7 protein-coding genes are annotated in these 11,670 nt (G+C 73.3%); 6 read left to right on the forward strand and 1 reads right to left on the reverse strand.

Annotated features, from left to right (window positions below):
• The first annotated feature begins 27 nt into the window (after window positions 1-27).
• The 5 genes from AB0F61_RS00855 to fxsT are packed head-to-tail and all read left to right on the forward strand — an operon-like array spanning window position 28 to window position 8,943.
• Window positions 28-2,292 carry an FxsB family cyclophane-forming radical SAM/SPASM peptide maturase gene (locus tag AB0F61_RS00855; protein WP_357801795.1) on the forward strand — a complete coding sequence of 755 codons (2,265 nt, stop codon included), beginning with the start codon at window positions 28-30 and terminating at the stop codon, window positions 2,290-2,292.
• Window positions 2,276-3,100: an AAC(3) family N-acetyltransferase gene (locus AB0F61_RS00860; RefSeq protein ID WP_357801797.1), complete on the forward strand. Its 825-nt coding sequence runs from the start codon at window positions 2,276-2,278 to the stop codon at window positions 3,098-3,100. The genes AB0F61_RS00855 and AB0F61_RS00860 overlap by 17 nt, the downstream gene beginning before the upstream one ends.
• A 52-nt stretch (window positions 3,101-3,152) precedes the next feature.
• Window positions 3,153-3,812: a TIR-like protein FxsC gene (locus AB0F61_RS00865; RefSeq protein ID WP_357801799.1), complete on the forward strand. Its 660-nt coding sequence runs from the start codon at window positions 3,153-3,155 to the stop codon at window positions 3,810-3,812.
• The gene (locus AB0F61_RS00870; protein WP_357801801.1) at window positions 3,809-5,077 is read left to right on the forward strand and encodes a TIR-like protein FxsC; all 1,269 of its coding nucleotides are present in this window, start codon (window positions 3,809-3,811) and stop codon (window positions 5,075-5,077) included. The genes AB0F61_RS00865 and AB0F61_RS00870 overlap by 4 nt, the downstream gene beginning before the upstream one ends.
• Window positions 5,074-8,943: an FxSxx-COOH system tetratricopeptide repeat protein gene (fxsT, locus tag AB0F61_RS00875; RefSeq protein ID WP_357801804.1), complete on the forward strand. Its 3,870-nt coding sequence runs from the start codon at window positions 5,074-5,076 to the stop codon at window positions 8,941-8,943. Before AB0F61_RS00870 ends, fxsT begins: the two co-directional genes overlap by 4 nt.
• Before the next feature lie 66 nt (window positions 8,944-9,009).
• Here fxsT and AB0F61_RS00880 read toward each other — a convergent pair whose 3' ends face one another.
• On the reverse strand, window positions 9,010-9,918 hold the full coding sequence (locus AB0F61_RS00880) for an alpha/beta hydrolase (RefSeq protein WP_357801807.1): 909 nt from the start codon (window positions 9,916-9,918) through the stop codon (window positions 9,010-9,012).
• A 220-nt stretch (window positions 9,919-10,138) separates the two neighbouring features.
• Between AB0F61_RS00880 and miaB the strand changes: the two genes are divergently transcribed.
• Window positions 10,139-11,632, forward strand: coding sequence for a tRNA (N6-isopentenyl adenosine(37)-C2)-methylthiotransferase MiaB (miaB, locus tag AB0F61_RS00885; RefSeq protein WP_357801809.1), 1,494 nt, complete (start codon window positions 10,139-10,141; stop codon window positions 11,630-11,632).
• The last annotated feature ends 38 nt before the right edge of the window (window positions 11,633-11,670 follow it).

Below are 11,670 nucleotides of genomic sequence, written 5' to 3' on the forward strand. Positions count from 1 at the left end.
GGATCCTGCCGGCCGATCAGCCAGTTCGTGCTGAAGGTGCACAGCCGGTGCGACCTGAGCTGCGACCACTGCTACGTCTACCAGCACGCCGACCAGACCTGGCGGGGTCGGCCGGTGCGGATGGCGGCGGCCACGGTCCGGGCCGCCGCGCACCGCATCGCCGAGCACGCCCGCGAGCACGAGTTGCCGGTCGTGCACGTGGTGCTGCACGGGGGCGAGCCACTGCTGCTGGGTGCCGCCGGGCTGCGCGAGGTGCTGGCCGAGCTGCGTGCGGCGATCATGCCGTGGACGCGGCTCGACCTGCGGATGCAGACCAACGGAGTGCTGCTCGACGACGAGTTGTGCAGCCTGCTGGTCGACCACGACGTGCAGGTCGGTGTGTCGTTCGACGGCGACCGCGCCGCCAACGACCGACACCGGGTCTTCGCCCACGGCGGCAGCAGCCATGACCACGTCCGGCGGGCCCTGGCGCTGCTCCGGCGCCCGGAGCACGAGGCCAGCTACGCCGGCATCCTCTGCACCGTCGACGTCCGCAACGATCCCGACCGGGTGTACGAGGCACTGCTGGCCGAACGCCCGCCCCGGGTGGACCTGCTGCTGCCGCACGCCACCTGGGACAGCCCTCCGGCGCGCCCCGGCCCCGGGTCCACCCCGTACGCCGACTGGCTGGGGCGGCTGCACCGGCGGTGGGTCGACGAGGGGCGGCCGGTGTCGATCCGGCTGTTCGAGGCGTTGCGGCCCGGCGGCGGCGGCACCGAGGCCTTCGGCCTCGCGCCGGCCGACGTGCTGGTGATCGAGGCGGACGGTAGCTGGGAGCAGGTCGACTCGCTGAAGACCGCCTATCACGGCGCGGCGGGCACCGGTTTCGACGTGTTCGGCCATTCGGTGCACGAGGCGGCCCGGCACCCCGGGGTCGCCGTCCGGCAGGAGGGCGTGGACGGGCTCTGCGCGACCTGCCGGGCCTGTCCGGTGGTCGACCGGTGCGGCGGCGGCCTGTACGCCCACCGCTGGCGCACCGGCTCCGGCTTCGACAACCCGTCGGTGTACTGCGCCGACCTCCTCCGCCTCATCGACACCGTCGACGAGGCGGACCTGCGGCCGACGAGCCAACCGCCGCCGGCCGCGCCGGTTGACGAGCTGCTCGACGACCTGGCGACCGGCCACGGGTCGGCACCGACGCTGGCCTTGCTCGCCGCCACCCAGCTCTCCATCACCAGGGCGTTGCTGGTGGCCTGCCGGGACCGGGCCGGCCCCACCGCCGCCTGGGAGCTGCTCGTCCAGCTCGACCAGGCGGCGCCGGACGCGGTCCGGGCGGTCCTGGAGCACCCCTTCGTCCGGCCCTGGCTGGTGCATCGCCTCGACCCGTCGGCCCGGTCGGGCGTCCGCCCCGCGGTCGACCCGCTGCCGGCGCTCGCCGTCGCGGCGGCTCTCCGGGCGGGCGTCCCGGCCGCGGTGCGCGTGCCGGTACGGACCGACACGATCACGTTGCCCACGCTCGGCAGTCTGGTGCTGCCCGGCCTGGGGGAGAGCGCCGAGGTGACAGTCGTGCCGGGCGGCTTCCGGGTCCGGGGCGGGAGCACCGAGCGCACGGTGCTCCTCGATGCGGTCGAGCCGTCGGCCGACTGGCGACCGGCGCGCGGGGTGTCGGTGCCCGGTGGCTGGTTGCTGATCGAGGACGGCGACCCGTACCGGGACTGCTACGGCCAGTCGGTGGCGCCCCGCCTGGCCGAGCCGGCCGCGCGGGCGTTGGGGCGTACCGTGGCCGAGGCCTGGCGGGTCGTGCACCGCGACGTGCCGGCGCACGCGGCGGCGCTCGACGGCGGCCTGCGCGCCGTGGTGCCGCTGACACCCGACCCGGCGAGACCACTGCGCAGCGCGACCGCGCGGCACGCGTTCGGCGCGGTCGCGGTCACCGGAGATCCGGACGCGGAGACGATGGCGGTGCTGCTCGTGCACGAGTGGCAGCACGCGAAGCTCGGCGCCGCGCTGGACCTGTGCGACCTCGTCCACCCCGACCGGGGCACCCGGATCAGCGTGCCCTGGCGCCCCGACCCACGGCCGCCCGAGGGCGTCCTGCACGGGGTGTACGCCCACCTGGCCGTCACCCAGGTCTGGCAGTCCCGGGCGGCCCGCGGCGGGGGTGACGCGTCGGCCCACGCCGACCGTTACCTGACCTGGACCCGGGATGGCGTCGACGCGCTGCTGGCCAGCCGGTCGCTCACCGCAGCGGGTGAGCGGTTCGTCGGCCAACTGCGGCACGCCCTTGGGGAGACCCGTGTCGGGTCCCGATGAACGGCATCCGCCCACCCTGGGCCGTCCCCGCCTCGCCGCCGACCTGCGAGCGTTGGGTGTCCGCCCGGGGGCGTGCCTCGTGGTGCACTGTGGCCTGCGTCGGGTGGGCCGGCTGGAGGACGGGCCGGCGACGCTCGCCGGCGCGCTGCGGGACGTCCTCGGCCCCGCCGGCACGCTGCTGGTGCCCACGCACACCGACGGCAACTCGACCACCTCCCGGGCCCACCTGGCGGCCGTCGCCGGCATGGACCGGGCGCAGCGCGACAGCTACGAGGCGGCGCTGCCGGGCTGGGACCGCCGCAGCACGCCCTCCCAGCGGATGGGCGCGCTCGCCGAGTACGTCAGGTGTGCTCCCGGCGCCGTGCGCAGTGACCACCCGCAGACCTCGTTCGCCGCGCTCGGCCCTCGGGCCCGGCAGCTCACCGGCGACCACGACCTCACCTGTCACCTGGGCGAACGCTCACCGGTCGGTGGCCTGTACGCGGCCGACGGGCAGATCCTGCTGCTCGGCCTCGGGTATGAGGCGTGCAGCGCCCTGCACCTCGCCGAGTACCGGCTGCCCGTGCCGCCGCCCGAGCGCGACTACCGCTGCTTCCGGCTCGTCGACGGGCACCGGGTCCGCCTCGACTTCCGCGCACTGGACCTGGACGACAGCGACTTCCCCACAGTGGGCGCCGCGCTCGACGACGCTCCGTTCGTGCGGCACGGCCGGGTCGGTCTGGCCAGCGCCCGGCTGCTGCCGGCGCGTGCCACAGTGGACTTCGCCGTCGCCTGGTTCACGGCGAACCGGCTGGCGGCGCGACGTTGACGCGGGGTCTACGCTGATGGTCCGGCCGCGTGGGGAGGGCGGAGGGGCAGCGGTGAGCACAGCGGACGCACCCTCCCGAACGCGCGCCCCACTCTTTTTCCTCAGCTATTCCCGGGCGTCGGTCGGCCGGGCCACCGGCAAGCCCGCCGAGTACGTCTCCCGGTTCTTCGAGGACCTATCCGTCCATGTCAGCGAGCTGGTCGGCCCGGTGACCGGGGTGGACGCCGGCTTCCTGGACACCTCCATCGCGGGCGGGGAACGCTGGAGCCCGGAGCTTCTCGAGGCCGCCGGCACCTGCCAGGTCTTCGTGCCACTGGTGTCCAGCGCGCTGCTCGGCAGCGAGTGGTGTGGCCGCGAGTGGGACGCGTTCTCCCGCCGACGGATCGTGCCGCGGCACAGCTCCGCCTCGGCCCACGAGACGGCGATCGTGCCGGTCACCTGGTCGCCGACGAACGGCGCCGCACTGCCCCGGGTGCTCCGCGACATCCAACGGTTCTCCCCGACCGCCATGCCGGATCCCGCCATCGCGGTGCACTACCAGCAGGATGGGGTCTATGGCTTGCTGACCATGCAGTGGGAGAACGCGTACCGCGCGGTGGTCTGGCGACTCGCGCAACGGATCGTGGCGATCCACCGTTCCTACCTGGTGGAGCCCTGGGTGCCGGCGAGTGTGGACGAACTGTGCAACCGGTTCGCCGAGGAGCCGGGATGAGCCCGCCGGCGGACCGCCGCCGACCGGCGGCACGAGGGACGTACTTCTTCCTCAGTTACGCCCACTCGGCGCCGGCCCCGGGCGCCCGCGCCGACGCCGACGTCTGGGTCGGCCAGTTCTTCGCCGACCTGGCCGACGAGGTGCGCCGCCAGGCGCGACCGGTGGCCGGAATGCGGATCGGCTTCTTCGACCAGCACATCCCGTTGGGCGCCGACTGGAAGGCGGCGCTCGCCGAGGCACTCGGTGACGCCGAGGTGTTCGTCCCGCTCTACTCGCCCGGCTACTTCAGCCGCCCGTGGGCACTGGGGGAGCAGGAGTCCTTCCGGGCCCGGCTGGCCGCCGCCGGCCCGGCCCGGCGTACCGCGGGTCACCTCACCCCGGTGCTGTGGATCCCGTTTCCCCCATGGGAGGCCCATCCGGAGCTGGACGGCGCACTGGACCTGGGTCGCGACATCCCGGAGTACGCCGAGGACGGCCTGCGCGCCTTCTGCATGCTGGCCTCCTACCGGACGCAGTACGAGCTTCTGCTGAGCCGCCTGGCCGGTCGGATCGTGCACACCGCCGAGCGGCGACCGTTGGGCCCGTCCCGGGCGCCCGGCCTCGACGAGGTCACCCGCCCGGGGCCGTCCGACCCGGACTTCGTCGTCGCCGTCCTGGCCCCGACCCGGGACCGCCTCCCGGTCGACCGGGACCCGGCCGGCTACGCGGCAAGCGGCCGCCTCTGGCGGCCGTACGGGCGTCTCCAGGAGCTGCCCGCCGCCGAGTACGCGGTGAGCACCGCCGAGCGCCTCGGGCTGTCCGCCCGCACGGAGGACTTCGGGCAGGCCGCCGGTCTGCTTGAGCGCCGCCCTGCGGTGCTGCTCGTCGACCCGTGGATCGCGGCGGCGCCCGACGCGGCCGCCCTGCTCGGCCGCATGCTGCACGGCCTGCGGGAGTGGGTCGTCCCGCTGGTGGTCACCGACGACGACGACACCCAGGACGCGACCCGGTGGGCGACCGAGGTGACGCGGTTGCTGCACGACGCCGGTCTGCCCCAGGTGAAGCGGGCGTGCAGCATGCCGGAGTTCGTCGACCTGATGCCGGCGCTGGTCACCGAGGCCCGCCGCCAGTTCCTCAAGTACGGCCCGGTGGTCGGCTTCGAACCACCGCCGGAGCCGGTGCCGAGCCTGCGCGACGGCCTGCCGCCCGCCGGTTCCACCGCCGCCGACCCCGCGTCCACGCCTGATGATCCGGCCCCATTGCGTCCCCACGGAGAAAACCGATGAACAACGATCGCGAAGGCCAGGTCGTCACCTTCTACTCGTTCAAGGGTGGGACGGGTCGGACGATGGCGCTTGCCAACGTCGCCTGGATCCTCGCGGCCAGCGGCCGCCGGGTGCTGGTCGCCGACTGGGACCTCGAGTCACCCGGCCTGCACCGCTTCTTCCATCCGTTCCTGGACGCCGAGGCGATCCAGGGCACCAGCGGCGTGATCGACATGATCCGCGACTACGAGTGGGAGACCACCCGGGTCGACGACCGGCCGGACCGCTGGATGGAGCAGTACGCCCGGGTCGGGCGGCACGCGTTCTCGTTGCGTTGGAACTTCCCCGACGGCGGCGGCCTCGACTTCCTCTCCGCCGGCCGGCAGAACAGCGACTACGCCGTCTCGGTGAGCGGGCTGGACTGGGACAACTTCTACAACCGGCTGGGCGGGGCGCAGTTCTTCGAGGCGCTGCGGGCGGACATGAAGCGCCAGTACGACTTCACCCTGATCGACAGCCGGACGGGGTTGAGCGACGTCGCCGACATCTGCACCCTGCACCTCCCGGACACGCTTGTCGACTGCTTCACGCTCAGCGACCAGGGCATCGACGGGGCGGCCCGGGTGGCGCACTCGGTGCGGGACCGGTACCGGCGGCGCGACATCCGGGTCCTGCCGGTGCCGATGCGGGTCGACCAGGCCGAGAAGGAGCGGGCCGAGGCGGGTCGCCTGCTGGCCATGCGCCGGTTCGCCGGCTTGCCGGCGGGTATGACCGAGGCGGAACGGCGGCGCTACTGGGCCGCGGTCGAGGTCCCGTACCGGCCGTTCTACGCGTACGAGGAGACACTGGCGACCTTCGGCGACCCGCCCGGCTCGCCGACGTCGCTGCTGGCCGCGTTCGAGACCCTGACCGGGATCCTCACCGACGGCGCGGTGACCGCGCTGCCGGTGATGGACGAGTCGGTGCGGGAACGGGGCAAGGCCCGCTTCCGTCGGCGTACCGAGGCGATCGACGACCAGATCGTGCTCCGTTACGCCCCGGAGGACGCCATCTGGGCCGAGTGGCTGGAGCGGGTGCTCAGCTCGGCCGGGCTGCGGGTGGTGGAGCCCGCGACCGCCGTCGGGTCCGCCGGTACGCCCGCGCCGCGCACGCTGACAGTGGTCTCGCCGGCCTACGTGGCGACGCCGTCGGCCGGTCTGCCCGACCGGGACACGAGCACCGGCTCCACGGCCCTCGCCGTGTACGTCGCCGACCTGCGCCCGTTGGCCGAGTTTCCCGCCCAGAGCTCCACCAACCTGGTGAACGTGAGCGCCGCGACAGCCGTGGAACGGGTGTTGCGGCTGGTTGGCCGTCCGGTGCCGTCGTCGGCGGACGGTCCGGCCGCCGGGGCCACCCGTTATCCCGGCACCGAGCCGCTGATCTTCAACGCCCCCAACCGGAACGCCCGCTTCACCGGCCGGGAGGACGACCTGGCGCGGCTGCGCGCCCAGTTGCAGAGCGGAGGCAGCGCGGTGGTGCTGCCGGTCGCCCTGCAGGGCATGGGCGGCGTCGGCAAGACGCAGGTGGCCCTGGAGTACGTGCACCGGTTCCGGGCCGCGTACGACGTGGTCTGGTGGATCGTGGCGGACCCGCCGCAGTTCGTCGACACCGCCCTCGCCGACCTCGCCGGTCGGCTCGGCATCCTCGTCGGGCCCACCCTGCCCGACACGGTCCGGTCGGTGTTGCAGGTGCTGGGCCGTGGCGAGCCGTACGAGCGGTGGCTCGTCGTGCTCGACAACGCCGAGGAACTCGACCAGATCGAGCCCTTCCTGCCGCAGGGCCCCGGCCACGTGCTGCTGACCTCCCGCAACCGCGCCTGGGGTGACCGGGCGAACCCGATCCAGGTGGACGTCTTCGACCGCACCGAGAGCGTGGCGCACCTCGCCCAGCGGGTGCCCACGATCAGCGCGGAGGAGGCCGACCGGGTGGCCGAGGCGCTCGGTGACCTGCCGATCGCGGTGGCCGCGGCGGGCGCCTGGCTCGCCGACACCGGCACGTCGGTCGCCGACTATCTGCGGCAGATCGAGCGGCACGGCCCCAGCGCGCTCTCCGTGGAGGCCACCTGGGACCTGTCGCTGAACCGGCTGCTCGAGCAGGCGCCCGCCGCGTACCGGCTGTTGCAGCTCTGCTCGGTGCTGGCTCCGGAGATCGCCCTCGAACTCATCTACAGCGACGAGATGGCGGCGGCGCTGGTGCCGTTCGACCCGTCGGTGTCGGAGCGGCTGGTGCGCGGCGCGCTGGTCCAGCAGATCAACCGCCTGGCGTTGCTCAAGCTCGACGTGCAGGGCGGTCGGGTCCAGGTGCACCGGCTGTTGCAGGCGGTGGTCCGCGACCGGATGACCGAGGACGAGATCATCGCCGCCCGGCACCAGGTGCACCTGGTGCTTGCCGCGTCCCGACCGCGCGGCGACGTGGACGACCCGAACACCTGGGCCAGGCTGCGGATGCTCTGGCCGCACCTGGAGGTCTCCGAGGCGCTCACCTGCCCGGACGAGTCGGTGTGCCAGTTGCTCATCGACCGGGTCCGTTACCTGTGGCAGCGCGGCGGCCTGGACCAGGCCGACTCGTTCAGTCAGGAGGTGGACGACACCTGGAGCGCCCGGCTCGGTGACACGCACGACGAGGTCGAGGCGTCGGCGTTGGGCCGCCAGTTGCTGCACCTGCGGTTCAACCGGGCGAACATCCTGCGCAGCCTGGGCCGCTTCGACGAGGCCCGGGACCTGGACGAGGCGGTGCTCGCCGAGCAGCGCCGGTTGCTGGGCCCGCTGCACCCGCACAGTCTGATGACCGCCGGCAGCCTCGGCGGTGACCTGCGGGCGCTCGGCCGCTACGCCGAGGCGCTGGAACGGGACCGGTCCACCTACGCCTCCTGGCTTCAGGTGTTCGGCGAGGACCACCCCCGGACGTTGAGTGCGGCCAACAACCTGGCCGTCTCGTACCGGCTGGTCGGCGACTACCGGTCGGCCCGCCGGTGGGACGACGAGGTGCACCAGCGGCGGCGGCTGGTGCTCGGCCCCACCCATCCCTACACGCTCGTCTCCGCCGTGCGGCTGGGCAGCGACCTGCGGGAGGCCGGTGAGTACGAGAGGTCGGCCACCCTGCTGCGCACGGTCTACGACACCTACTGCGAGGTGCTCGGGCCGGACGACGGCCAGAGTCTCGCCGCCCAGGTCAACCTGGCGGTGTCGCTGCGCAGCGCCGGTCGGGGGAGCGAGGCCGCGCCGATGTTCGAGACGGCCTACCGGGAACTCGACGAACGCTTCGGGTCGGACAATCCGGAGACGGTGGCGTGTCGGTCCAGCCGTGCGGCGAACCTGTTGGCCGTCGGCGACGCGGCCCGGGCGTTCACCGAGATGACCGCGGTGAGTCAGGCGTACCAGGAGCAACTCCGGCTCGGCCCGGAGCACCCGCACACCCTGGCGACGCTGAGCAACCTCTCCGCCGCGCAGCGCGCGCTCGGGCGCAAGTCGGAGTCGCTCGCGTCGGCTTCCCGCGCGGCTGGTGAACTGCGCAAGGTGCTCGGCCCCGACCACCCGCACACCCTCGCCGCGGAGGTCAACCAGGCGGTGTGCCTCGCCGAGAACGATGACTGGGAGGCGGCACGGGACCGGCTGCGGGAGACCGCCGACCGGCTGGCCACGGTGATCGGAGCGGACCATCCGGACACGCTGCGCTGCCTCGGTGATCTCGCCCTGGTGTCGAGGCGGGCCGGTGACGGCGCCTCCGCCGAGGACGTCGGCGCCGTGGCGGACCGGTTGGCCGAGGTCATCGGCCCGGAGCACCCGACGGTCCAGACACTTCGTGAACGGCGGTTCATCGTCCGGGTCATCGACCCGCACACGATCTGACCGCAGCGGCGCGGCGGGTGGGTCGGGCGTCCGCCCCGGCCCAGCCGGTCGCGCCGCGTCGACCGTTCAGAGCCGTGGGCTGGTCGCCAGGTCCGGGGTGGCCAGCCAGGTCAGGGTCTGCGGCAGGATCTCCACCGCTCCGAAGTGCGCGGCACCGGGCTGCACCTGCACCTGGGCACGCGGGATCCGCGAGGCGAGCCAGTGGGAGTGCTCCACCGGGGAGAAGCGGTCCTGCTCGCCGTGCCAGAGCCGGACCTCGGCACGGATGGCGCCGAGGTCGAACCCCCAGCCCCGGCGGATCGCCAACACGTCGTCGATCCAGCCCTCGGGGCCGTGTCGCAGCGCCTCGGCGTACATGTCGGTGAGCAGTCGGCGGATCGCGACGTCGTCGACGACCCGGATGTCCTCGTCGGGCAACTGGGGGCGGAGGAAGTCCAGCAGCGTCATCGGGTCCCGTCGAGCCTCCTCGGCGCGGACCTTCAGGTTGAGGGTCAGCTCGGTCAGGTCCTCGTCGGCCTGCCCGTAGTCCGTCACGTTCGTCGCGGCCATCCCGGCGTACCAGTCCAGGTCGGGCGCGCCGGCCGGGGCGAGCCCCACCAGCACGGCGGCTCGGGTGACCCGGTCGGGCAGCAGCGACGCGCAGGCCAGGGCGTGCGGCCCGCCGCCGGATCTGCCGACCACCGCGAACCGTTCGATGCCGAGGTCGTCGGCGATCGCCGCGACGTCGGCGGCGGCGTCGGCCACCCGCCGACCCTCGTGCCGGTCGGAGTCGCCGTAACCGGGCCGGTCGTAGCAGACGAGGTGCACGCCGAGGCGGTAGACGACGATGCCGCGGGGCCGGGGGCCGCTGCGGCTGCCCGGGGTGCCGTGCAGCAGGAAGACCGCAGGCCCGTCGGGCGCACCGGAGGTCTCCACGGCGAGGCGCCGCCCGTCCGGAGTCGTGACGGTGCGCTGTGTCGCATCTTGTCGCGTCACGGTTGGCCTCCCGCGGGTCGTCATGTGCTCCCCCGTGAACGGAGCCGCGCATCGTCGGCGCCGAGTGCAAAGCCCCCGAAATCGCCCAGAACACATTCTTGTTGTGCAGCGTACTGCCCGTCGTGGATGCCCGCCATGGGCCGCCGGGTCAATGCCGGTGGGTTGGGGCCGCCAAACGGGCCGCTACCCTGGTAGCCCGAGGGGAAGGGGCACCAAGAGGGTGGCTAGGACCTACAACGTCGTGACGTACGGCTGCCAGATGAACGTCCACGATTCCGAGCGCATCTCCGGCCTGCTCGAACAGGCTGGCTACGTACGCGCGGTGCCCGCCGACGACACCCCGGACATCGTCGTGTTCAACACCTGCGCCGTCCGGGAGAACGCGGACAACCGGCTCTACGGCAACCTCGGTCGCCTGCGCCCGGTGAAGGACAAGCACCCCGGGATGCAGATCGCGGTCGGCGGCTGCCTGGCCCAGAAGGACCGGGGTGAGATCGTCCGTAAGGCGCCCTGGGTGGATGTGGTCTTCGGCACCCACAACATCGGCGCGCTGCCGGTGCTGCTGGAACGGGCCCGGCACAACGCCGCCGCCGAGGTGGAGATCCTGGAATCCCTGGACGTCTTCCCCTCCACGCTGCCCACCCGCCGCGAGTCCACCTACGCCGGCTGGGTGTCGATCTCGGTGGGCTGCAACAACACCTGCACGTTCTGCATCGTGCCCGCCCTGCGCGGCAAGGAGAAGGACCGCCGTCCCGGCGACATCCTCTCCGAGGTGCGCGCCCTGGTCGACGAGGGCGTGCTGGAGGTGACCCTGCTGGGTCAGAACGTCAACTCCTACGGCGTGGAGTTCGGCGACCGGTACGCCTTCGGCAAGCTGTTGCGGGCCTGCGGCGACATCGACGGGCTGGAGCGGGTCCGGTTCACCAGCCCGCACCCGAAGGACTTCACCGACGACGTGATCGCCGCGATGGCCGAGACGCCGAACGTCTGCCACTCGCTGCACATGCCGTTGCAGTCCGGCTCCGACGACGTGCTGAAGGCGATGCGCCGGTCCTACCGCTCCGAGCGCTACCTGGGGATCATCGAGAAGGTCCGGGCGGCGATGCCGGACGCGGCGATCACCACCGACATCATCGTCGGCTTCCCCGGCGAGACCGAGGCCGACTTCCAGCGCACCCTGGACGTGGTCCGCGAGGCCCGGTTCTCCTCGGCCTTCACCTTCCAGTACTCGAAGCGCCCCGGCACCCCCGCCGCGACGATGGACGACCAGCTACCCAAGCAGGTCGTGCAGGAGCGCTACGAGCGGCTTGTCGCCTGCGTCGAGGAGATCACCTGGGCGGAGAACAAGCGGCTGGTCGGGGAGACCGTCGAGGTGCTGGTCGCGGTCGGCGAGGGCCGCAAGGACGAGCGGACCGGGCGGATGTCCGGTCGGGCCCGCGACGGCCGGCTTGTGCACTTCGCGACCCAGGCGCCGGGCGCGGAGTCGATGGCCGACCAGATCCGGCCGGGCGACATCGTGCACACCACGATCACGTACGCCGCCCCGCATCACCTCAACGCCGACGGTGCGCCGGTGTCGCACCGGCGGACCCGGGCCGGCGACGCGGCCGAGGCGGGCCGCTCCCCGCGTACCCCCGGGGTGTTGCTCGGTCTGCCGACGATCGGCGCGCCGCCGGTCGCGCCCGCACCCACCGCGGGCTGCGCCACCCACTGACCGCAGGGAAGGGCCCCTCGTCGAGGGGCCCTTCCGCG

The sequence above is a fragment of the Micromonospora sp. NPDC023888 genome, from assembly GCF_040639415.1.
GTDB lineage: Bacteria > Actinomycetota > Actinomycetes > Mycobacteriales > Micromonosporaceae > Micromonospora.

Coding starts and splice junctions, on each gene's coding strand:
- AB0F61_RS00870 (WP_357801801.1), top strand. CDS start 3,809: ATGAGCCCGCCGGCGGACCGCCGCCGACCGGCGGCACGAGGGACGTAC.
- fxsT (WP_357801804.1), top strand. CDS start 5,074: ATGAACAACGATCGCGAAGGCCAGGTCGTCACCTTCTACTCGTTCAAG.